This is a genomic window from Bacillus sp. FSL K6-2971 (genome assembly GCF_038006405.1).
GTDB classification, from domain to species: domain Bacteria; phylum Bacillota; class Bacilli; order Bacillales; family Bacillaceae; genus Bacillus; species Bacillus pumilus.
In genome coordinates, this window is record NZ_JBBOVD010000001.1 from 2,863,830 (window position 1) to 2,885,234 (window position 21,405).

At 39.8% G+C, this 21,405-nt stretch carries 25 protein-coding genes and 1 pseudogene; 3 read left to right on the forward strand and 23 right to left on the reverse strand.

Translation table 11 applies throughout. The annotated features are described in order from the left end of the window. Positions 1 to 99 precede the first annotated feature (99 nt). The 4 genes and pseudogenes from racE to MHI33_RS15260 form a co-directional block, all read right to left on the reverse strand. Entirely contained in the window at positions 100 to 918 is an 819-nt protein-coding gene (gene racE / locus MHI33_RS15245) for a glutamate racemase (RefSeq protein WP_106032636.1), read from the reverse strand. 7 nt (positions 919 to 925) lie between these two features. Then, positions 926 to 1,366 (reverse strand): MarR family winged helix-turn-helix transcriptional regulator, encoded by a 441-nt coding sequence (locus MHI33_RS15250; RefSeq protein ID WP_003216546.1) that lies wholly within the window; start codon positions 1,364 to 1,366, stop codon positions 926 to 928. Positions 1,367 to 1,515: 149 nt separating this feature from the next. Continuing rightward, positions 1,516 to 1,602 (reverse strand): annotated as a pseudogene (gene gerE / locus MHI33_RS15255) (spore germination transcription factor GerE); the annotation flags it as partial. Positions 1,603 to 1,636: 34 nt separating this feature from the next. After that, positions 1,637 to 3,163: a recombinase family protein gene (locus tag MHI33_RS15260; RefSeq protein WP_340912291.1), complete on the reverse strand. Its 1,527-nt coding sequence runs from the start codon at positions 3,161 to 3,163 to the stop codon at positions 1,637 to 1,639. A 159-nt stretch (positions 3,164 to 3,322) separates the two neighbouring features. On the opposite strand from MHI33_RS15260, the gene MHI33_RS15265 reads away from it, so the two are divergent. Both MHI33_RS15265 and MHI33_RS15270 read left to right on the forward strand, forming a co-directional pair. Next, positions 3,323 to 4,261: a hypothetical protein gene (locus MHI33_RS15265; RefSeq protein WP_340912294.1), complete on the forward strand. Its 939-nt coding sequence runs from the start codon at positions 3,323 to 3,325 to the stop codon at positions 4,259 to 4,261. Between the two features lie 70 nt (positions 4,262 to 4,331). Further along, entirely contained in the window at positions 4,332 to 4,523 is a 192-nt protein-coding gene (locus MHI33_RS15270; RefSeq protein WP_340912297.1) for a hypothetical protein, read from the forward strand. A 28-nt stretch (positions 4,524 to 4,551) separates the two neighbouring features. On the opposite strand, the gene MHI33_RS15275 is transcribed toward MHI33_RS15270, so the two are convergent. Continuing rightward, on the reverse strand, positions 4,552 to 4,734 hold the full coding sequence (locus tag MHI33_RS15275) for a hypothetical protein (protein ID WP_340912299.1): 183 nt from the start codon (positions 4,732 to 4,734) through the stop codon (positions 4,552 to 4,554). 109 nt (positions 4,735 to 4,843) lie between these two features. Here MHI33_RS15275 and MHI33_RS15280 point away from each other — a divergent pair, with 109 nt between their 5' ends. Then, positions 4,844 to 5,350 (forward strand): hypothetical protein, encoded by a 507-nt coding sequence (locus tag MHI33_RS15280; RefSeq protein ID WP_340912302.1) that lies wholly within the window; start codon positions 4,844 to 4,846, stop codon positions 5,348 to 5,350. Between the two features lie 44 nt (positions 5,351 to 5,394). On the opposite strand, the gene MHI33_RS15285 is transcribed toward MHI33_RS15280, so the two are convergent. The 18 genes from MHI33_RS15285 to MHI33_RS15370 all read right to left on the reverse strand — a co-directional run bounded on the left by MHI33_RS15285 (position 5,395) and on the right by MHI33_RS15370 (position 21,369). Beyond that, positions 5,395 to 6,204, reverse strand: coding sequence for an N-acetylmuramoyl-L-alanine amidase family protein (locus MHI33_RS15285; RefSeq protein WP_340912305.1), 810 nt, complete (start codon positions 6,202 to 6,204; stop codon positions 5,395 to 5,397). A 53-nt stretch (positions 6,205 to 6,257) separates the two neighbouring features. Beyond that, positions 6,258 to 6,521: a phage holin gene (locus MHI33_RS15290; protein WP_340912307.1), complete on the reverse strand. Its 264-nt coding sequence runs from the start codon at positions 6,519 to 6,521 to the stop codon at positions 6,258 to 6,260. Positions 6,522 to 6,540: 19 nt separating this feature from the next. Next, positions 6,541 to 6,753 carry a BhlA/UviB family holin-like peptide gene (locus MHI33_RS15295; protein ID WP_034325266.1) on the reverse strand — a complete coding sequence of 71 codons (213 nt, stop codon included), beginning with the start codon at positions 6,751 to 6,753 and terminating at the stop codon, positions 6,541 to 6,543. Positions 6,754 to 6,814: 61 nt separating this feature from the next. After that, positions 6,815 to 6,994, reverse strand: a complete 180-nt coding sequence (locus MHI33_RS15300) for an XkdX family protein (protein WP_034325267.1) — start codon at positions 6,992 to 6,994, stop codon at positions 6,815 to 6,817. Next, a complete protein-coding gene (locus MHI33_RS15305) occupies positions 6,991 to 8,067 on the reverse strand; it encodes a phage baseplate upper protein (protein WP_340912313.1) in 1,077 nt (358 codons plus the stop codon). Before MHI33_RS15305 ends, MHI33_RS15300 begins: the two co-directional genes overlap by 4 nt. Positions 8,068 to 8,082: 15 nt before the next feature. Continuing rightward, positions 8,083 to 9,957 (reverse strand): right-handed parallel beta-helix repeat-containing protein, encoded by a 1,875-nt coding sequence (locus MHI33_RS15310; RefSeq protein WP_340912315.1) that lies wholly within the window; start codon positions 9,955 to 9,957, stop codon positions 8,083 to 8,085. 36 nt (positions 9,958 to 9,993) lie between these two features. Then, positions 9,994 to 11,742, reverse strand: a complete 1,749-nt coding sequence (locus MHI33_RS15315) for a phage tail protein (RefSeq protein WP_340912319.1) — start codon at positions 11,740 to 11,742, stop codon at positions 9,994 to 9,996. An 11-nt stretch (positions 11,743 to 11,753) separates the two neighbouring features. After that, positions 11,754 to 12,590 (reverse strand): phage tail domain-containing protein, encoded by an 837-nt coding sequence (locus MHI33_RS15320; protein ID WP_340912321.1) that lies wholly within the window; start codon positions 12,588 to 12,590, stop codon positions 11,754 to 11,756. After that, positions 12,591 to 17,024 carry a phage tail tape measure protein gene (locus MHI33_RS15325; protein ID WP_340912323.1) on the reverse strand — a complete coding sequence of 1,478 codons (4,434 nt, stop codon included), beginning with the start codon at positions 17,022 to 17,024 and terminating at the stop codon, positions 12,591 to 12,593. Positions 17,025 to 17,063: 39 nt separating this feature from the next. Continuing rightward, a complete protein-coding gene (locus MHI33_RS15330; protein ID WP_173407663.1) occupies positions 17,064 to 17,201 on the reverse strand; it encodes a hypothetical protein in 138 nt (45 codons plus the stop codon). 5 nt (positions 17,202 to 17,206) lie between these two features. Further along, positions 17,207 to 17,569: a phage tail assembly chaperone G gene (gpG, locus tag MHI33_RS15335; RefSeq protein ID WP_017358183.1), complete on the reverse strand. Its 363-nt coding sequence runs from the start codon at positions 17,567 to 17,569 to the stop codon at positions 17,207 to 17,209. A gap of 55 nt (positions 17,570 to 17,624) precedes the next feature. After that, entirely contained in the window at positions 17,625 to 18,236 is a 612-nt protein-coding gene (locus MHI33_RS15340) for a major tail protein (protein ID WP_340912332.1), read from the reverse strand. A 2-nt stretch (positions 18,237 to 18,238) separates the two neighbouring features. Continuing rightward, entirely contained in the window at positions 18,239 to 18,637 is a 399-nt protein-coding gene (gene gp17, locus MHI33_RS15345) for a tail completion protein gp17 (protein ID WP_065098249.1), read from the reverse strand. After that, positions 18,634 to 19,038: an HK97-gp10 family putative phage morphogenesis protein gene (locus tag MHI33_RS15350; RefSeq protein ID WP_340912336.1), complete on the reverse strand. Its 405-nt coding sequence runs from the start codon at positions 19,036 to 19,038 to the stop codon at positions 18,634 to 18,636. The genes gp17 and MHI33_RS15350 overlap by 4 nt, the downstream gene beginning before the upstream one ends. Further along, positions 19,038 to 19,352, reverse strand: coding sequence for a phage head closure protein (locus MHI33_RS15355; protein WP_017358187.1), 315 nt, complete (start codon positions 19,350 to 19,352; stop codon positions 19,038 to 19,040). Before MHI33_RS15355 ends, MHI33_RS15350 begins: the two co-directional genes overlap by 1 nt. Then, a complete protein-coding gene (locus MHI33_RS15360) occupies positions 19,342 to 19,644 on the reverse strand; it encodes a head-tail connector protein (protein WP_217012940.1) in 303 nt (100 codons plus the stop codon). Before MHI33_RS15360 ends, MHI33_RS15355 begins: the two co-directional genes overlap by 11 nt. Before the next feature lie 12 nt (positions 19,645 to 19,656). Beyond that, entirely contained in the window at positions 19,657 to 20,064 is a 408-nt protein-coding gene (locus MHI33_RS15365) for a collagen-like protein (RefSeq protein WP_340912341.1), read from the reverse strand. 27 nt (positions 20,065 to 20,091) lie between these two features. After that, positions 20,092 to 21,369, reverse strand: coding sequence for a phage major capsid protein (locus tag MHI33_RS15370; protein ID WP_340912344.1), 1,278 nt, complete (start codon positions 21,367 to 21,369; stop codon positions 20,092 to 20,094). Positions 21,370 to 21,405: the final 36 nt, after the last annotated feature.

Consider the following 21,405-nt stretch of genomic DNA (forward strand, 5'->3'; position numbering starts at 1 on the left):
TTCACCCTCCTCTAGTAGTTTGTACTACTATGTATACGAGCTCCCTCTGCGGATTAGACCCTTTTCATAAAAAAATAACCCACCACAAGAAGAAGCGGGTTATTGCTGATAGACGTGTTCGAGTGATACGGTTTCGACCTTCCCTGGCAGGTAGCCAAACCAGTCACGAGCGATGTTTTCAAAATTTTGCTGCTGCCCTGTTGTATAGAATGTATGAACAGGCGCTTCCTTAGAAGTGTTTAACAGTCCTTTATAGGAAAGAATTGTACTCGCTTCCCTAGCGGTCTCATCCCCTGATGAAATGATGCTTACATCACTGCCCATAAAGCGCTGAATCGACTCTTTTAAAATCGGATAGTGTGTGCAGCCAAGAATGAGTGTATCAATTCCTGTTTCTTTCATCGGTTCAAGGGAATCTTTCACCACTTCATCTGCTGTCTGATCTAAAAATGTACCGCTTTCCACAAAGGGAACAAGCAGCGGACATGCCAGACTTTGAACCGCTAGTCCTGCTTTTAAAGATAGCAGAGCTTCTTTGTAAGCCTCACTTTTGATCGTATTGGCTGTACCGATGACACCAATCTGCTGGTTGTTTGTCACCTTGATCGCTGTGCGAGCACCGGGCTGAATCACACCAATGACCGGGATATCGAGTGTTGCTTTGATTTCATCAAGGGCAATTGCCGTCGCTGTGTTGCATGCGATGACGAGCATTTTAATATGGTGATGTCTTAATAAGTAGTGTGCCATTTCCCAAGTATATTGAAGAACTTCTTCTTCTTTCCGTGGGCCATACGGGCACCGTTTTGTATCGCCTACGTAAATGATTTTTTCTTTTGGCAGTTGTCTCATGATTTCCTTTGCAACGGTTAAACCGCCGACGCCGGAATCAATGACGCCAATTGGTTGATCCAACAAAATCGCCTCATTTTCTTTTCATTTGCTGCTGTAGTTTCGTTAAGGATTGATTGAAAACGATGGCTTCTTCTTCTGAGAAAGCCCCTAGAAGTTCACTGACGTATTCTTGGCGTTTAACAATCACTTCTTGAATGATCCGCTCGCCTTCAGGCAATAAATGAATGCGAACCACGCGGCGGTCAGAAGGATCTTTTACTCGTTCGACAAGTTCACTTTTTTCCATTCGATCAATTAAGTCGGTGGTTGTACTGCAAGCCAAATACATCTTTTGTGATAGCTCACCTATTGTCATATCTCCGAATTCATAAAGCCACTGAAGCCCTACAAATTGAGGAGGTGTAATCGTATATTGATTCAGGATTTCTCTGCCTTTTTGCTTAATAATTGCAGCAATATGGCGCAATGATTTTTCAATCTCTGCTACATGGTCGAACTCATTCGTTTCCATTTCATTGATACCTCACTATAGCATCTCACTTTGATTAAAACGTACATTCCTATTTTCCTCGTTTTTCAGAGAAAATGCAAGAAGAGACTCATGGAAACCATATAGAAATAACCGGTTCCTCCCTTGTATGGAAGGAAAACCGGCTGACTTTAGAGCTCTAGCTCACCCATACGCAGAAGCTCGACTACGGCCTGTGAACGACCTTTGACTCCTAGCTTTTGCATGGCATTTGGAATGCATACCTTTTGCAAATGATTATAGCGTAGATGATTATTTAAATCTATAGTGAAAGTTCATCTTCCCGTTAGGATGAATGACGATACGGTCAATGAGTTTGTCAAACACATGCTTTAAATCTTTTTCCCTATCCTCAAGTTCTCGGAGAACTGCCTTCATTTCAACCATTGAATTTTTCTCATCCTGTACTTGTTGTAATGAAAATAAACTCTGCTCAAGCATAGTTATTTTAGATTGAATGTCATTACGTTTTATTTGAAACTCGGATTTGGTAATCAATTGATCTTCCAAGTATAACTCCAATAACCTTTTGTTCTGAGTCTCTAAGGATTTTAACTCTACTTTTATTGATTTAATTTGTTTTTCCTTTTGCTCAAAAGCATTTCTTTTAAAATCGTGTGATATATCCTTGGAGAATTCGATGAGGTTTTCAATGATTAAATCCCTAACCTCTTCATAAGTAATTGGAACATGGTTAACACAACCTTCTTGACCCGCTCTTCTGAAATTACTGCATTTAACATATTTCCAATACGTTTTTTCTCCATTTTGTTTGACTCTACTTGTTTGAATAATGACCATGTTAGAACCACATTTACCGCAAATGAGTAATTGTCTCAACTCATTCCACGGTGTGAATTTAGTTTTTTTATTGACAGTAGGTTTATTGTTTGCTTTTTCCCAATCCTCTCTCGATACAATCGGAGGGCAAAAGTCTTCGTAAATATTCCACTTTTCGGGTGGATTCCTAATAAATTTTTTTCGACCATCAACTTTTATTGTAGTATGCCTATTAGCTATATGCACGCCGCAATATATAGGGTTTTTCAATATTGTTTGAACTGTTGTAAGCTGCCAATTGCTACGTTTTTTTGGAGGTGGTATTTCACCTAGCTTACATTTTTCTTGCAAAGCGTATGTAACCCTTTTCTGGCCCAAGCCCTCGTTATTATAAAGATGAAAAATCAATCTAATAACTTGCGCTTCATTTTCGTTAATCACAAGGTGTTTGCCTTCTTTCATATAACCATAGGGTACTCGACCAGAATGTTCCCCACGCCTTGCTTTTGCTGCAAGTACACCACTTATATTGACTGACATTGACTTAGGTAACTGCTCCGCAAACAGGGCAGACATTTCAAATTTCATTGACGCTTTACTCTCGTAAAGGGAGTCATAATCTTCTTCGAGTGTAACGACACGAACCCCATTAGACACTAGAATCTCTCTGATATATAACGCATCTTTTAGGTCACGTGCAAGACGTGTGATGGATTTAAAAATCACCATTTTTATTTCTTTCTTTTTCGCCAATGAAAAAATGTATTTCATTGCTGCCCTATCTTCAAGGACGGTTCCGCTAATACCATCATCTAACAAAACAGAACGGTCATCCCATTCATAATTATGTTGTTCGATCCAATACCTGCAAACGTCGATCTGGTTTTCTTTAGAACTTATTTGTTCATCTCTGTCCGTCGAAACCCTTGTATAAACTTTATAAGGGTAGTCGTCATATTTGATGATTTCTTCAACTAATGATTTTTTGCGGAAATACATATAACACACCCCAATTGTTAATTGTTCTTACTAAATTATAACATCTCGAATGTCAATTCCGTAATATTCTCAATTTGGAAAAAAACATTATTTCATCCTCTTATTAATTCAATAATATGATAGACTTATCTGGAAAATATTTGTTTCGGAGGGTCTATATTGAATCTTATTAAAACTTTTTTCCTTTTAATTTTGTGTACATGTACCTTATTCATAACTGCTTGTGGCAAAGCAGAAAACACATCCACAAGTGACTCCAGTAAAAAAGAAGAAAGCATTAAAACTAAAGAAAAATTAAATGTAAAGATCACCTTGAATAAAAAAATTAAAGACAATAAAAAAATTCTCATTAGCGGAAAAAGCAACTTACCTAAAGAGACAAAAATAAACATTTACTTAGATGCACCAAATTCTGATCAAAGCGAGCTAGCTAAGGGAATAGTTAAAGAAGGTGGAATGTTTGATTATCAATTTTCTAATGAAGAAGGCGAGGATTTTGACGGAGGGAAGTATATTGCTTATGTAGAAACGTTACCCGAAAATCTGCAAACTGACCATGTTAAAGAGATTTTTGGAGAAGATGGGGCTAATCTTGCGGGTTCTAATGTTAGCGGTGAAAATGGTCGAGTAGCTACTGCTGAAATTAATTTTAAAATTAAGAACTCCTCAAAAGTTAAACAAAAAAGTAAGAAAGACAATGCTGCAGAAGTTACTAAAAAGAAGGATAAAGAACTGTCTACTTTGAAAAGTGAGGCGGAATATGAAATTGAATCTATTGTAGAGGATAATTACAAGACTGCCTCAATTGAAAAGATCGAAATTAATCAAGATATGAGTACTGACCAAGATAACAAACTAATCGCTCTTGTTTACCTGTCGTTTGATTTTAAAAATTCTGCTCAAACTTCTTATAACATGGTGGAAATGTTTAGTGATGATTTAGCTTCAAAAATTGGAACTGACAATAACACGATTAACCAAATCGCTGTATTTTGGAAAGTTCCTTATATAGATGAAGATGAAATATTAGCTAAATTCTCATACGAACGTTCAGGAGAACAAATGATAATCACTGATAAAGTATCTTCTTTAAGATGACCCTTCGACTTGAAGGGTTTTTTATTTACATTTATAATCGAACATACATTCTTTTATAGGAGGGTACGGCGTGACCGATCTTGAAAGGAAGTTATACAGAATCATCTATAACATGAGCAGATTCAGACGAAACCCATCAATAGATGAGCTTAAACGGAAAACAGGTAAAGACGAAAAGTCCATTAGAAAAGCCGTTAGAAACCTTATGACTAGAAATGAACTGGCGTGGGATAAGGAGAAGAAGGAATGGCGATTTAAATAAAAAATGCCCTTCCAATGGAGGGGCTGTGTTAATGACTATCTTCTTTTGAATATTTCTTAATCAGCGTTTCACTAATCCTGCTTACGATATAGATCGCAACCGCTAAAATCAACATCAATGGAAACATACTTAAGCGATCATCTGCAACATAAACAATTATCCCCACAACTACAGCCACTGCGATTGCCGTTAAAAAATGCTTCACCACCATCTCACCCCTTTGTATAAATCATATACATTTTATTACATAAAAGCTGGCATTAAAAGACTTTTTTATCTATAATTATAAATGAATTACATTTTTTCCAGAAAGAGGGTTGATGAAAATCTTCAAATCTTTGTTTCTTGCATGTTTGTCTGTGGTATTAGTGTTTTCTGTAAGTACTCCTTTAATGGCGCAGCATAATGAAGTGATTCCGAAAAAACAAGTAAACTACGAATCTTCTTTAATCAACAAGAATTTATTAAACACTGAATTGGAAGCTCAAGCAAAATGGGACGGTCAATTTACTTCAACTTACACTATACCAGCTTATGTAGTTGCATCAGCTGCATCCTCCGGTATGTACCATATTACAAGATATTTAACCGCAACTTTTCAACTTGGTCCAGCTGCAGCAGTTGCATTTACTGGAATGGTAACCGGTTATGTAGCATCAAAAGGTGATATAAAATTAAAGTCAGTACAAAAGTACAGATGGATTAAGAAATATACCAAAGCAGAGTATCAAGCAACAACAAAAATATATGTTAAAGGTAAGTACAAAACGACCAAAACAAAAAAGTGGATTTCAGAAGTAGATACTAACATTGATAGCGTTAATTAAATACCAAACAAAAAAAGCCCCTCCGATAAGGAAGGGCTTTTCATTTACTTTTGTTTTACCTGAACGTATTTCGTGGCAGCAGTGATGTACAGTCCTGATTTCAGTTTATACATTTTCGATCCGTTTACGTTGACGGTTTTATCAATTGTAAAAGCCTCTCCCGACTTTACTTTTTTGTGCTTTGCTGACCAACTTGACTTATCATAGACCCATAGCCACCCGTCAGCATTCGGCTTCACCACGGCCATTTTAACGCCTTTTGGCGCCGTTTCCTTTTTAGGCTTTGTTTTAGTTGAAGAAGATACCTTTTTGAGTCCGACGGCTGCCGCAATCCCATCAGCATGACCCTCGGCCAATAGGTTCAGGAACGAATCTTGTCTTAACAGCGCTGCGTCTTCTTTACGATCAATAAAAAGGTTCTCGGTTAGAATCGCTGGCATATTTGTTTCTCGCAATACTGCAAGATCTTTAGACTTGGTACCACGGTCCCCTACTTTACCTTTAATTTTTCTATAGATCGCATCATGTACGATCTTTTGCTGCTTGCCAGTGCTGGATGCTGCTGATAGCTTATCAAAACGAAACGTCTCAAAGCCTGTGCCACCAGCAGCATTGATATGGATTGAAACAAAATACTCAGCACCCCAATTATTTGCTAGTCTTGCTCTTTGAGACGGATCAATATAAACATCGGTTGATCGTGTGAGCTTAACTGATGCCCCATACACCTTTTCAAGAATCACTTTTGTTTTCTTTGCGATAGTTAGTACAAGGTCTTTTTCTTTTAATCCGTTTGCAGTCGCTCCTGGATCGTGCCCGCCGTGTCCCGGATCAATCATAATTTTCTTTGTCATATTAAATCTCTCCAATCATTTTTTGGATAAAAAAAGCCGCCTAGGGCAGCCCTTTACTTCGTTAATCCTTTTTGTTTTAGGACTTCTTTTTGTTTCTTTCCTTTAGATGTCACATAGTTGTTCTTAAACCATGTGATGAGCATCATAACCGTTGTAAAGAGTGTTGAGCCAGCTACATATAAAACATCTGCTAAATTGTTTACTGATTCTTCATCCAATGGTAAAGGTGTCTTTCCAAACATCACTAAAAACTGATTAATCAAAGCAACTAAAAGAAGCACCGTACGGATCACAGTGCCTTTGTCTAAATTATTCATATTCAATTCCCCATTTCTTTTATTTTTGGTTTCTTTCGATACGATCTAGTTTTTCAATGACAACGTCATATTTCTCACTGAATTTTTCTAGCACATGGTTTTGAGCATCTATTTGCTCAATAAGTTTGTTTTCACGCTCTTTTGTTGTGTTGAGCACATAAAACAGCACCCAACAAAACAACACCGCAAACGGTCCTTGTGTCATTAAATACTGCGCCAAATCCATTTCCATTTCACTCACCTACTCCCTCATTTTGTCCACCTCCTTTCGAAGGCAAAATAAAAAGCACCTGTTAAGATGCTGTTGTTCCTAAATCCGCAGAAGCAGCTGGCTTATCAAACGAAACGCCAGTGATCTGCTCAAACTCTTCTTTTGTTATTACTTCTAATGCGACATATTTCCGCATGATCTCAAGAGTGTAAACGCCCCAATCCCAAAATACTTTTATATCGGCAGCCGTTGGATAAATCATGATGCCCCGCCTTTCTGCAACTGCGAAAGCTGTAATGTAAGGAGAGCGACTTGTTTTTTTAGCATCGTTACATCATCTCCGTCTGTTAAGAGACGTTTCCATCCTCGAAAGCCTTGTGCATGGAACGTGCCAATCCAAGTCATATTATCAAATGATCTCGTGGCAATAATCCTTTTGTAATTAACTTCATTTTGTACATATGATGTTTCTAAAACTTCAATGTAATAGAAACTGGAATCATTCTCTACAGGCAGATTTATCAGATTTGCTCCCATATAAAAACCCGTTGGCAGTAAAAAAATATCAGTACCGTTTGGCAACCTTGCAACTTTACCGTCGTTAGGTGTAAGCCTGTGCAGCTGGCCGTTATTCCAGTTACTTTTTTCTGATTCCGTTACGTGAATCTTTTTGTTTTCAAGGTGCGGATCAACGTATTCTTTTGCCGCTTCCAGCGCCGCCGCTACTTTATCTTTTGCACCAGCAGGTGTTTCCGCGTGAGCATCCGTGTATTTATTGGCTGCCTTAAGCGCAGCATCTACTTTAGACTGCGCGCCTTCCTTTGTTTCGATCTTTTCCAAGTCCTCAAACTTGGCCCTCAAATCTGCAATCGTTTTAATAGACTCATCGTAAAGCTCATTTATCTTAGCTCTTAATGCCTCAAACTCATCCACGTAATACTCCGTTATCGGCACAATATCTTGATCAATGAGGGACTTTGAAATGTTAAAAGAGAACTGATGCACAGACAAAGATTGATCATTTGCATAGTACAAATTCAACTCAGCTTGTACGTCTCCATAATGCTTGATCTCTTGATCAGACAAGATGTATTCCGCTTGACCTTCCACTCGATCAATAATAGTTACGTCTCGAATGAATCGGCTGCCGTCGGCCATAACTAATACAAGTTTGCCTGTGACAGCTGCCAGAGGCAATGGAACTCCGTCTTTCGTGAGATGAAATACTAATCTAGCTGTCTGTCGATCTTGTGTCCAAAAATTAATACTGGTTGATACACTTGAACTGGTATATGCGTTTACATTGAAATCAAGTGGACCGTTCTTATGAATCATTTGTTATCACCTCACTCAAATTACATTTTCTATTGTTTTAATTGGATCGACACTATTATCTTTCAAGCTGCCTTCTGCGCCAGCTCCTTTAAGTCGATTGCCGAAATGCTGAATACGAGAACACTTGCTAGTAAAATACATCGCGTATCTGCATTTTTTTCCGCGCACTTTGTTGAATCTTGCTGCTGAATCTGTGACTCCATCCATGAAGATAATTCCGTAATACGGGTTTGAGGATGATGTTCTTTTACCGGCGTTTTGAATATCGCTGAAATCAACGTTTATGTCCTCTGAATCACCTGAAACAGAAATCCCTGAATATCCAACTTCACGTAAAGTTGTGTAAGTTATATCAATATTTTTACTACCTAATTCCACACGCACGCCGTTTCCTTCGATGTCTCGTCCAACGTTTAGATCAGCTTTACCATTGCTGCAGCGTGTTAAGAGTACCCCGTGATGTTTGATGTCTCTAAATTGGTTGTTAGACACCAAAAAGCCATCCACGTCTGATAAATGGATAGCGTGCTTGACCTTTACGCCATTGATTTTATTACCGGAAACATCCACGTCGTCAATTTTTTGAATCCCTTTACGGCCATATACCTGAATGGCATGACGCACTTTGATATTGGTGAAGGTGTTATCTTTGACTGATAGACGCTTTACCTTGTTGACCCTGTTCGTAGGATTGCCGTTTGCATCTTGCGTGTAAACCGATTCAACTCTTGGAATCATGAGCCTTACGCCGGATGCACAATTTTTAAATCGGTTTCGGCTTATTAAAACGTCTTCCCATTTGTTCCCTGAAATTGCGTACTCGGTCGTATCTTCAAAATCGTTGTTTTCGATACGAATATCAGAATACCAAAAGCCATCAGTGCTGGTGTGAGAATCTATCCCCCTCGCATATCCTCCTAGATTCTCTGATCTGCTGAAATAGCAATCCCTAACGGTAACATGCTTGCTCACGGTTTGGTCATAAGCTCCAAATGCACCGAAGTTGCCCGCCGATCTCATCAAGTCCAGCTGGACAGCAGCAGAAAACCATCTGTCGCCTTTATAATCAGCAAAACCTTTAAACCATACATTCTCTATTAATACGTGTTTATTACCTGCACAATCAAACGCATGACCGCCGCACACATCCTTGATTGTGATGTCGCGGATGATAATGCGCTCAGCATGAGCGAATCCCAAGACTGAACATTGCTCTTTGATCTCTCCCCCTGCACTATCAAACACCCCTTGACCGTCGATCAGTAGGTTTCCGTGGCCATTATAACCTTGAGTCCGATCGTCTTTATCCCCATTTACAAGCATTGATCCTACAAAGCCACGCCTTATAACGGCACCAGCTTGTAAGGTTAAATGTGTATTTTTATAGATGCGTGCTGTTTCCATCAGCTTGTATTTTCCGGGTGGCACGACAATATGCACAGGATATAATTTCGCAAGGCTTAGCGCAGCTTTAAAGCCCGCTGTGAAGCTCCCGTATTTCTTGATGAATTTTTTGAGATTGAGAGAAACTGCAGAATCTTCAATTTCTTGCTCAAGTATTTGGAAATCATAATCAAGACGATCTTTTGCGGTGGGATGAATGGATGCATCCCTAGCGACACGAATATCAACCACTTCTTTAACATCTTTTCCATCGTGATTTAATACTAGATTGATAATCCTTGACCACATGTTGTCTATTCGATTGGCAACAGAGAATAACCCATGTTTGATTTGATTCGATGTATGAGCTATATCGTTTGTTTTATGCCGTTTCAAATCATCTGCATTCTGATTCAAATGAGTTTCTATAGACTGCATATCCTCTCGCAGCTGCTCTGCGTATTTCGAGTTTCGGGTTGTATCATATTGTTTTCTCAGCCTTACCATGTTCTCACTCTCCTTTTTGGCAAAAATAAAAAGACCCTATCTAAGCGTCTTGAGCATGTCATTTATATACCGTTGTAAATTTTTCATTTTCTTCACTTGGTCTACATTAATACGCTGAATGTCCTTGCGGAAGTTCGCAAATGTTATCGTTGGGCTGCTATACGGATTGAGAGGGTTATGCTGAATTGATACGACCCTTAGATCATCCTCAAAGGTTATTCCGTCTGCAGTGTCAGCGATGACATGTATCGTGTCACCTAACCAGAAATCTTGTTCAATTTCAAGAAGTTTTGGTTCATATATTTTCTGAAACTCCACCTCTACTGTCATTTCAGGATATGGATTTACATGCTTTTTTAATGCTGAAATGATGCTGCTAGATTTTTTGTATCTCTCATCTTTTATCGGCTCCGCCCAGCGTGGTTTACCTTCGATCAAAAATTTGTCTTCATCAGGATGAATATATAGAACTGGTTCAAATATATACTCAGGCTCTTTCTCTTCTTTTGACTCTTCTTTACCATCTTCTTTCGTTTTGCCATCACCTTTTGATTCAGAGACGGAATCTGTTTCTTTTTGTGCGCCGTATCCCCACGCACGAGTGGTACAATTCTGAGAATCTGTCGTAATAGTAATGCCTGGCATGTTATAACGACTATCAAGCACAAAGTCTATTTCTTGTCCCATTTTTTTGTAAACATGGATTTTGTAATTATCCACGTCTAACTCTATGCCATAATCTTCAATGATTTCATCCATCAATTCTGTGGAATTCTTTTCACCGAAGTTTTCTTGTTCTGCGGAAGGAATTTCACCCGCTTTTGCATGTATGACATACTTGAAATCAGTTCCTTTAAGAGCAATATCAAGCGCTTCTTTTATGCTTAATTTCTTAGAAACTGTTTTTTCAATTCTGTTATTAATTAACAGAACGGAGAAAATATGCGCAGCTGTAACCGTTTTTGTTAGCACTCCATTTTCCTGATGCAAACTTACATTCGTAATGTAGTATTTTTGATGATTATATTTCTTTTCATCAAGATATAAAACATTGTCAACAATTAACAGCTCAAACTCTGCACCATTTTCCTGTGTGCGTGGCAGTGTAAAACTAAACGATTTTTTACCTGTTGGATCGGCTGTAAAATCAACAGACACGCCCGTGATCTCTATGACATCCTTTCCATCCTTACTTGATACGTGAAGCTGTGGAAAATCCACATCAGACGGCAAATTTTGATTGAGTGGCATGTCTATCCCATCGTATTCCTTACTTGGAAACTCAGGGCCCGTTGGTGTTTCTGGTTCACTCGGTTCTTCTGGTAGATCATCCAAATTATCATATTGTGTGAGCTTGTAAGTAAAGATGATGCTGTTTAATTTTGTAGCATAATTGATATCAGTGGCGTAACCAGCTTTTGAAACTGCTGCAGTAGCCTTTTTATAATCTTTTTCCCCTACCACATCTTTATATCGACTCAAACGAGTATACAAACTTCCTAAATCCGCGAGACTCTCAGCATATGATGGATACTTTCTAAAGCGCGCTTGTACTCTCGTTTCATTGCCGTGCTTGTCCTGTTCTTTGGTCCACATTAATACATATTTTCCGTTATAAGTCCCTTTGACTCCAAAGAGGTTGTAAGCTTGTTTAGATAGATCGCTTGCTCCGAAGCCACTTTCAAGGCACCCTTGAGCAATGACAAGGCTTGCAAGAACGTTGTATTTTTTGTAAACCTTTTGCGCTCCCGGTGCCAGTTTTTTGATAAAATCAGCCGCAGCCATGCCATCCCTCCTTATGCATAATAGAATCTCGTGTCGAAAACAATTTCAATTTCGCTTGCGTTTTGTATTTCAAAGTCGTTACGTCCAATATCAAGTGAGGGAAGCCTACCAGATGTCTTTAGACGCTTCTTGTTCGCAATGGTGTACTGTTTCACAAAAGAAACTTCCCTTGAATTAGATAATTCATCTTCAATTTTCAAACGCTCACCTGTCGTATGATTGATGATAGTCACACCTTTTCCTTTAGCTTTCAACGTGACTTGGTAATCATGACAAAGTGGGTTAATACTAAAATCTCCAATGTTATATATGCTGAACGTTTTTTTATTCTTGAATGAATACTCTAGGTCATCACGCATCTCAATATTCATTCCGGGACTCCATCGCTCACCCTCGAATGCTTGAGGATTTAGTGATGTACTTTTTGATTCTGCTGCCCCTAAAACATCCGTAAATTCTACAGTAAACACAACGTGATTCTTTTCTTTTTCTTTCGGCACTGAAAAGTTCCCCTCACAAGTAACTCGAAAGCGCCTATTAGGGAATAAATCACAAGAAATAAAATAAGGGTATGGTTTAACCAATAAAGCATAAAGCTCACTTCTATAACTATAAAAATTCTCAGCGATTCTAGAGTTCATGTATATTTCAACTTGAATTGATCTCTCTTTGTACTGTACGTCCCGTGGATGCTGTGGCAAAATGATTCCATTCACTCTCTGTAATGTCACTTTCTCAAATTCAACAATTGGTGAGGCAGGTGTCAGACTCAACGGTTGAAAATGAGGAAGCAAGTCATTTAGGCTTTGCTCACCCAGTCCATTGTTAAAATCAATATACAATTCCATCTACCTCACCCCACTCATAAATGCTTCTTTTCTGTATCTGTCTCCAGTGGTTTGATCAACTTTACGCCCATCAATTTTGAAGTTAGGGTCCTTCGCAATTAATTGTTCAAACCCCTTCTGCATCATCATTAATCCTTGAGACAGCAGGTCTATTTGTTGAGCCATCAGACCAATTTGCTTGTTTTGATTCTCAATCATCTGTCTCATGTCAGATCCGTCTTGCTGCCTGCTCTGAGGCTTGTCTCCTTTGTTACTAATACGGTCAAGCATCTGTAAAGCCGTGGAGATCATACCATCCCCAAAACTAGGCACTCCAAGCTCTTTACCGAGATTAGAGTATAACTGTAAAGAGCGTTTACGATACTTAGGCTCCGTCGTGATCGCATATTCTCGCCAGCCGTTTTCTCCCAGTTGCGCAATTTGATGATTGTCAATGACACCACCAGATGCATAACCGATGTAAGGGCCACCGCGCGCCATAGATTTAAGACCCGGGTGATTGTATATTCCGCCGTATCTTTTGTTTAAATAGTTAATCGCGGCAACAATTTGATGAACTGGATGTTTGATGTTTCCGTATCCGGGCTTTTTGTATGCAGAAAATGTACTTGGTATAAACTGCATAAGCCCTTGTGATGGGTGTCCTGCTTTCCAGTTACTATCCCATCTGTTAACTAATGTCGGGTTTCCGCTTGATTCCTTCATGGCAATGGTTTCTAATGCTTTTGCATAGGATGGGGAAATGCCTGTGATACCGATAGCTTGTGCAACCCACTTTTTGACCGCAGCACTACCACCTACACCTTTGAATGACCCTCCGTCCCCTCCAAAATCACCTAATGATTTCGTTAGAAACCCCAAAGCACCTTTTTGGATCGTCTTTAAAATACCTGTTCCAAGACCATCTATTCCTTTACCAGTTTTAAACGGGATAAGACCACCAAATATATTGCTGATAATTTTCTTTGGACCAGCCATCACAAGATCAAACATATCTGATCCAAAATCTTTCACCTTGCCGACTACTTCACCAGCTTTTTTAACACCTTTTTTAAAGAAATCACCAACGCCGCCAGCATAACCCGGTAATCCCTGTGAAGTGACTTTTTTGGTCTCGTCATGTGGCAGTACCGATGTTCCGCGAGGTAAATCCCAAATTTGAGGGCCACCAACGCCGACCATATATGTTCCAATACCCGGAGTATGAGCAAGCTCATATCCTTCCTCACCTACAAGCGCGCGGCCACCCGGATGATAGTCAGTTCCTTTGGCGTAAGAATGCTTTGCTCCATCCTTTTTGCCCCCATATCCTTTAGGTTTCCAAGTTGGGATAGTTTTTAAGTTCATGAATTCAAGAACTTTATTAATACCACCAGTAATGGTATTGACCACACCTGCTAAATCCACAAGAAACGTATCCCAAGCGCCGAGAACTTCACCAGTCTCCCAATCAACTTGCTCGATATGTCCTGCAGCCTGTTTTTTCGCTTCTTTTACAACGCCCTTATGACTTTTTTCAGCTTCATTTATTGTTTTTTCTTTTTGTTTTTCCGCTGCCTTTACCGTAGCATCATGTTCCTTTTTGGTAATAGTACCTTTGACGTAATACTGGTCATCTGCAGCTTTCACAACTGCATTGTATTGTTTTTCAGCATTACTAATAACTTTGTCTTTTGCTGATTTACTATTTTTAACTGTCGCGGCTGCTTGTTTGGCCGACAAAGTAGACGACTCTTCTTTTAGCTTTTTAGAAATGAGCGTTTGCTCATCCTTGCTTTTTGTAAGAGCCGTTTCGACTTCTTTACTCATCTTTTGGGTGATGCCTTTGACCTCATCCCATTCTTTTTGGGTGAGAGAACGATGTTCTTTTGCTGCTTTGTCATATATTTTTTTGACTCGGCTCTCGTATTTTTCTATTTGCTTCTGCTTCTTCTCATTGCCCGTTTTAATTTTATTGAGAATATTTTCCTCATCTTTCTTTTTTAGAGAATTGTTCTTCGAATAGAAATCACCTAAAACGTCAAGGGATTTGTCAGCACTATCTTGATAGCCTTTTTTTATAGTGTCAGCCATTTTTGAGAATCGTTTATTCAAGTTGTCAGCTATCTTATCCGTTATCTTCGTTTGATTGAGATAAAGGCTATTTAATTTGGCATTGGCTTTTGTCTCCATCTCCGAATAAGCATTTACAGCTTTCGAAGTGGATTCAGACACTTTATCGCCAAAATCAATTGTTGCTGGTAAGACTCGTTTTTCAAGGTTGTCATAATATTTAAACCCTGCTTCACCAAGAAGCGTGACTCCCGTTATTAAAAGACCTACAGGACCACCAAGCAACGATAAGCCGCCTCTAAGCAAACTCACAACACCTGCGCCTTTTTTTAGGATGTTAAACAGGCCAAAACCGCCCTTTGCAAGTTTCAAAAATCCTCCTGCACCTTTTACTGCGTTTACCCCCGCCATGACTATACCTTTACCGAATTTGAGTATCTCAGGAAGAAAAGAGAGAGCAAGACCTCCAATCATACCCATAGGCCCACCAAACATCATTAAACCACCGCCAGCAATTCGAGACGCGCCGCCAAGTCCACGCATTGTCCTTGATGTTCTTGTGGCCGTTTGATTTAGACGGCCCATGCGTGTAGTCGCTAAACCAGTGTTTTGTTGTAAACGTCCCATACGAGTGGACATAACGGCCGTTGATGCTGCAGCTGTGTTGATACCAGTTGCAGCAGTTCGCGAAGCAACCCCAGCTGCAGTAACTTGTGTCGTGTATACTCCAAGACTTGTTGATGATCCTCTGACAGTGCCTGTCAGATACGTCCCAGCAGTTCTAAGCACTCTCCATCCTTCGGCCATCCTAGGAATGGCACTCAACAACAATAATGAAGCCCCACCTAAAAGGCTGAAAGCTGTTACGGCTGCACCAGTAACGGCAATTGTTTGCATAACAGAAGGAGGCAAATGATCAAACCAGTTAACGATCTTTGTTAATCCATCTGTAGTGGCGCGGATCACTGGTATAAACTGATTACCCAATGAAATGACTGCGTTATTTGCTGCAGAACGCAGGTACTCCATTGACCCCGCAAGGTTGTCCATTTGACCTTTTGCCACTTTTTCAGCCACACCGCCACTGTTTTCAATCTGCTTAGTGAACTTGTCGATCTTATCACCGCCTGCATGAAGCAAAGTGATAAAACCAGATAAGGCATGTTGACCAGCCAATTGTTTTGCGATTCGGATTTTCTCGGTTTCTGTATAATTTTTCGTTTTATCATTGATCTGATCAATGATATTTGACAATGGTCGCATACGGCCACTGGCATCAGTAACACTAAGGCCAAGTTCATGTATCGCGTTACCTGCTGGCTTCGGAGGTGCTGCAAGCCTCGTTAATGTGGATCGTAATGCGGTACCTGCCATATCTGCCTTGATTCCACTGTTCGCCATGATACCTGTTGCGGCCGCTAACTCCTCCATGCTGACACCCGCAGTTTTTGCTGCTGGCCCCGCGTATTTCATTGTTTGTCCAATCTGTTGAAGCGTGGCGTTTGAGTTGGTGAACGTGTAGGTCATGGCGTCCGCCACACGGTTTGTATCTTCTGCAGCAATGTGAAATTCCGTTAAGATGTCAGATACAATATCTGCTGTTACACCTAAATCTGTTTGCCCTGCTGCCGCAGTAGCAAGCAAGCCCGGCATAGCACCAATGATGTTATTTGTCTTATAACCAGCCATTGCAAGGTATTGCATTCCTTCGGCAACTTGTCCGTCTGTAAATTGTGTCGTAGCCCCCAAATGACGCGCCGTTTCTGTGAGACGGCCCATCTCGTCATTCGATGCATTCGCCACAGCACCGACCCTGCTCATAGCCTTTTCAAAGTCTGCGGCCACTTTAACAGCTCCACCTATTGCGACGGTGCCTGCTACACCGATACCTGTTAATGCCTTCCCTGCCATTCCCGCAGCAGAGTAGACAGATTGTAACTCTTCTGATACTTCTCCAGCGTTCTTCTTAAAAACAGAAAAAACACCAGCTGCTTTATTGCCGGTGCTTTGCAAATGCTCAAATTCTTTAGATACATCTCGCAATTCTTTTTCTAGCTTTTGATGAACAGCGATGGAGTCATTCAGTTTGCGGGCATGTATTTGTGTTTCTCGCGCATCACGGCCCTTTTCTCTCACAAGCTGTTCATATCGTTTTCGATGTTCCTGAACAATTCGACCTTGAAGGCGATATTTGTTGTTAAGTCCCTCTACTTGCGATTGTAATTGCTTTGATTTATCACCAGTATTTTTATAAATGGCCGCAGATGCCTTCATTTCAGAGTTGGTCAATCTCAATTGCCTTTGAAGCCCTGTTATACCTCTATTAAAACCCGAATCATCCAGATTGACCTTAGCGACCATATTGCCAATTGCTTGAGTCATTTATGTATCACCCCGCTTTCCTGACGAAGATTTCAAGACTTAGAATATTTGATCAATCGTAACTTCTTTATTTTTTCTTGATTCAGCGTTCAATTCTAAGAAATGATAAATATCCATTTCATCAATTTCTTTCATTCTCCATCCCTGTTCTAGGAGCTGTTTATAAATATTCTGCATTTGGTTTATTGCTCGCTCGTAGCTCCAGTCTCCGTCGGTTGCAAAAAATCGGGATCTTCTTCATCAATTTTTTTATAACCAACTACTTCGGCCAACACGCGACTGATTTCAGCAGAAATTTCAAATGACTGTAATCCTTCGGCAAATTCATCATAAGTAAACTGTTTTCCAAAAATATCAACCATGAATTTAATCTGTTCTTCTAATACTTTGATGCTTTTTTCCAAGTCCTCTGCGGTATCCTCGGCCTTTTTATTCAAACGCAAAGCATCTAGAAGTGTTTTAGCACTTGTGCGTGGCGCTACATAGGTTTTTTCTTTTTGTTCTGCATCAGACCATAATTTGATAGTGATTCTTTTCTGAGTCATAGTGACTCCCCCTTATTTTTTATTTTCCAATTAAAAAAGAGAGCTTATCAGCCCTCTAAGCACCTTTTCCAATATCAACACTGCTGCTTTTTTCTGTTTCGTCTTTGTATGCATCACCAAAAACTGATTTATAAAAGGCATCAAGATTAAAGTTTTCTGCATCTTCATCTGTGACCACTTTAAAAAGATCGTCCTGCTCACGATCAACAAATTCCGCAGACAGTTTAATGGTTTGGAAATCTGTCTTATCTTCTTTTGTCTTCCACTCATCGCCTGGAAGAGAAAAACGCCCTTTTACTAAACCGACATGACGAGACTTCCCGTTTGCTTTTGGACCTTCAAACGTCATTGCGACCCATGGTGGGGTAATGTTCTTTTTGAACAAGTACAACCCGTTTTTGTCCTGTTCGATTCCTAGCAGCTTCGCAAGAATTTCCATAGGCAGATCCCGCATTTCAATTTCAAGCTTAGTGGAACCAGTTGAAACCACTAAATCAACCAGTTTGTTATCTGCGTACTGCTTTTCGGTTGATGTTTCAGTTTCCACCTTCATATTGATTGCATATTCGTATTTTAAAATTTCAGTAGGCACAAAGAATTTCCCTTTCTTTTGCAGTGGTGCAAACTGAACATTTTCCAAACCAGTTACTGAACTGTACTCAGCCATAGTTAGCCTCCTAGTATTATATTTTTTTCAAAACGATACCCTTTTCTTATCAATCTCTCTTTCTCTAAAAAGTCATTGATGGGTATAGTGGGCGCAAAATCTAAACGTTCCATCACATCCCCGATTGCAGCCATGATGGGTTGCGGATCGGCATTGTGATAAACATCTATTTGATAGGTTGCACTATCTTGTATGGGCCTGTTATCAGCCCATTTGATCGGTTTGTAGTTGATTTCTTGCAGCACAACATACGGCGGACTCGACTTTGTACCCTCTGGGACTGCAAGCTCATAGATGTCACCTTTGTCTATTAAAGACAAAAGCGCTGGATCATTCTCCAACGCTTCAAAAATGGCATTCTTGCAAGTATCTGCACGCCTTATTAAATTTTGATTGATCATAGTTTACTCAGCGCCTGTCGATATTTATCTGCTACTCTTCGTATAGCCTCATCCCATTTTGCATCAACAGTTCTTGTAAAGAATTTTTGCGCAGGCTGATGTAATGTACCGAATTCAGGGAAATGGATTCTCCATTGAGTATCCTTCCTCGACTTAGATTTCGGCCAACCAACCGCGACGTATTTTATCCCGTCTCCATCAGTACGAAGCCGCGTAATATTAAGATCATCTTGCATGTGTTTCTGTGCTTTGTCGGACCTTGGTGTGTTTGGGTGAAGTTCATCTTTTATGACTGTTGCGCCAGCTGTAAGAGCTTCTTTATGCATCTTGCTGACCTTTCTTTGCATGTTGCCAATGGCGTTTTCTAATTCCTCTAAGCCATCGATTTGTAAATTAAACATCACTTCACCGCCTTTGCCCTAACTGTGAGGAAATGAAGCCTTGAATGATTCGGTAATATAGACTCAATTTCGTAGGTTTTCCCTTTGAATAAGATCCTCATATGTTCGTCAATGTCTTCCCGGTGGCGAATGGTGAACTTGATTGTATGTTCTTTTTGGATAGCAGCTGCCGCATAATATTCAGCACCTTTTAATCCCTCTGCTTTGGCCCAGCATTCAACCACGGTTTCCCAACCGTTGTCACCATCGACAGGTAAACGAGTCTTTTCTTTTTTCTGCTGAAACTGGATGCGATGTCTCATGTCATTCAGCATCTTTTTCACCATCCACAACCAAGTATTTGAGTTGATTGACCATTGTTGTGAGCACACCATCAAGATTTGATGTCGTTCCGGATATTTGCCTATTCTCATACCAGTGAGTCACAAAAGACATAACGGCCAGTTCTGCTCGTGCTAAATTATTAGGAAATTTCAGACCCGTTGCAGAGCTGATGTACTCTTTTGCTGCAGCGATAAAATGTAAAATCAAATCATCCTCCGCATCACCATCAATGCGGAGGTATTTTTTGGCTTTTTCAAGCTCTTTTTGTTCTGCCTCAGTCATTTGGCATCACCTTTAATCAGATTTTGGGTTTTCTAAAGCTTCGACTCTATTTTGCAATTCGGTGATCAAGTCTTTTACAGCAGAATTGAGATTTTCCAACATAACGCTGCCTTTGCCGATCGTCCGGGAATTTACTGAGCCATCACTTAGATGTTCATTTTTAATAGAGCCAGACTCTAATACTGCTGCGTCACCCTTATCACCTTTCGGCCCCTGCTCTCCTTGATCCCCTTTTTCACCTTTTGGACCTTGAGGACCTTGAGGACCTTGTTCACCAGGATCACCTTTTAATCCCTTAACAATAAGAGGATTTTCTTCACTGTTTCCTTTTACATAAACAGGCGTGATAGGCTTACCGTCTACCCCCTCCTCTGCAGATGTGTATACTCCATTACTTTCATTCAAAAAATCTTTTGCCATGTTAGATCAATTCCTTTCATTTTTTGTTTATTTTCCAGCGTCTACAGCTTTATCATCATCAGTTTCAGGTGGCTTTTCATCAATGACTTCAATTCCAGTAAATTCAGCAAACACGACAGCTTCTTCATCCCATAGCACAACATCATCCCTTTGGATAACTCGTACATCTGTTGAGTTTCTATAAAACGCTTTTCCACCTACATCAGTAGATCGGATGGAATACTGCTGACGGTCGAAAAGTTTTACTGCTTCACGCAAATCACCAATAATCAGAGGATATTTAGGTTTTGTTTTACCGCCATTTGGAAGATATTTATTTGAAATCACATGTACAGTTTTTTCAAATAATAGTTTTTTTGTTTTGTTTGTTGGATCTGGCTGTAAAAGGTATCTTCCTTGGTTGTCTTTTAACTTATCAAGATAGTTAAATCCTGACTGGTTTGTGACAAATACAGAAGTTTCATTGATAGCTGGATCGAGCTGTACATTTGTAATGTCTTTAATGTCATCTGTGGTGGAAACAGCTTTTTTGTCTAATTTGTTCAATACTTTCAAGATGTTCACGTTGCGTGTAACAGCTGATTTTTTTCCCAACCAATTGACTAAGAATTGCATGAGGGCTTCCCTCGTATCACTCAATAGATCATTTGAAAGAACTAAAATACCAGCTCGATTTTTAATGTCGTATTTAATTCTCTCAAACTTTGGATTTTCCAATTCTTCAATATCTTCTAATTCATCAATGTCGACCAGAGGCTGCATATCAGCATTTTTCTCAAGCGTTCTTGCACCTTTATTTGTGCCAACTGGAATAACATCAACCAGATTAGCCAGCGTATCAAATTGACGTCGTCTTTCGTTGATCTTTGTGGTGATGTCTTCTGGTACAATTAAGCCTCCATCTTCATCCACAGACTCTTTCATTGCAGCCAATGGTTTTGGTGCCTTACCTTTCATGATGGCATCAGCAAATAATTCTGTATGATTTAATACTTGTTTACCGCTGACATCGTTTGAAACAACCTGCGATTTAACACCCTGATCATCCTGCTGATCCTCATCACCGTAATCAACGTACATATTTCGCATTTCTTCATAGTTTTGAATTTGTTCTTTCAAAACCTGCGCCTCAGCAAGCATAGTTTTCGCTTCATCAACCTTGCCCTCATCATTTAGGGCCATGATCATATCACGTTTTTCCGCTAAAGATTGGCGTAGTTCTCTTTCTTTTACTGTCATACCTTCCTTAGCGAAGAATTGGATAGGCAGGCGTAGCAATTTGTTCTGTGTTTTTGATTTTTTCAAAATGGTTTCCTCCTCAAATTTCCCATAAAAAAACAC

Coding starts and splice junctions, on each gene's coding strand:
- MHI33_RS15250 (WP_003216546.1), bottom strand. CDS start 1,366: ATGGAAACGAATGAGTTCGACCATGTAGCAGAGATTGAAAAATCATTG.
- MHI33_RS15260 (WP_340912291.1), bottom strand. CDS start 3,163: ATGTATTTCCGCAAAAAATCATTAGTTGAAGAAATCATCAAATATGAC.
- MHI33_RS15275 (WP_340912299.1), bottom strand. CDS start 4,734: ATGGTGGTGAAGCATTTTTTAACGGCAATCGCAGTGGCTGTAGTTGTG.
- MHI33_RS15280 (WP_340912302.1), top strand. CDS start 4,844: ATGAAAATCTTCAAATCTTTGTTTCTTGCATGTTTGTCTGTGGTATTA.
- MHI33_RS15285 (WP_340912305.1), bottom strand. CDS start 6,204: ATGACAAAGAAAATTATGATTGATCCGGGACACGGCGGGCACGATCCA.
- MHI33_RS15290 (WP_340912307.1), bottom strand. CDS start 6,521: ATGAATAATTTAGACAAAGGCACTGTGATCCGTACGGTGCTTCTTTTA.
- MHI33_RS15295 (WP_034325266.1), bottom strand. CDS start 6,753: ATGGAAATGGATTTGGCGCAGTATTTAATGACACAAGGACCGTTTGCG.
- MHI33_RS15300 (WP_034325267.1), bottom strand. CDS start 6,994: ATGATTTATCCAACGGCTGCCGATATAAAAGTATTTTGGGATTGGGGC.
- MHI33_RS15305 (WP_340912313.1), bottom strand. CDS start 8,067: ATGATTCATAAGAACGGTCCACTTGATTTCAATGTAAACGCATATACC.
- MHI33_RS15310 (WP_340912315.1), bottom strand. CDS start 9,957: ATGGTAAGGCTGAGAAAACAATATGATACAACCCGAAACTCGAAATAC.
- MHI33_RS15315 (WP_340912319.1), bottom strand. CDS start 11,742: ATGGCTGCGGCTGATTTTATCAAAAAACTGGCACCGGGAGCGCAAAAG.
- MHI33_RS15320 (WP_340912321.1), bottom strand. CDS start 12,590: ATGGAATTGTATATTGATTTTAACAATGGACTGGGTGAGCAAAGCCTA.
- MHI33_RS15325 (WP_340912323.1), bottom strand. CDS start 17,024: ATGACTCAAGCAATTGGCAATATGGTCGCTAAGGTCAATCTGGATGAT.
- MHI33_RS15330 (WP_173407663.1), bottom strand. CDS start 17,201: ATGCAGAATATTTATAAACAGCTCCTAGAACAGGGATGGAGAATGAAA.
- gpG (WP_017358183.1), bottom strand. CDS start 17,569: ATGACTCAGAAAAGAATCACTATCAAATTATGGTCTGATGCAGAACAA.
- MHI33_RS15340 (WP_340912332.1), bottom strand. CDS start 18,236: ATGGCTGAGTACAGTTCAGTAACTGGTTTGGAAAATGTTCAGTTTGCA.
- gp17 (WP_065098249.1), bottom strand. CDS start 18,637: ATGATCAATCAAAATTTAATAAGGCGTGCAGATACTTGCAAGAATGCC.
- MHI33_RS15350 (WP_340912336.1), bottom strand. CDS start 19,038: ATGTTTAATTTACAAATCGATGGCTTAGAGGAATTAGAAAACGCCATT.
- MHI33_RS15355 (WP_017358187.1), bottom strand. CDS start 19,352: ATGCTGAATGACATGAGACATCGCATCCAGTTTCAGCAGAAAAAAGAA.
- MHI33_RS15360 (WP_217012940.1), bottom strand. CDS start 19,644: ATGACTGAGGCAGAACAAAAAGAGCTTGAAAAAGCCAAAAAATACCTC.
- MHI33_RS15365 (WP_340912341.1), bottom strand. CDS start 20,064: ATGGCAAAAGATTTTTTGAATGAAAGTAATGGAGTATACACATCTGCA.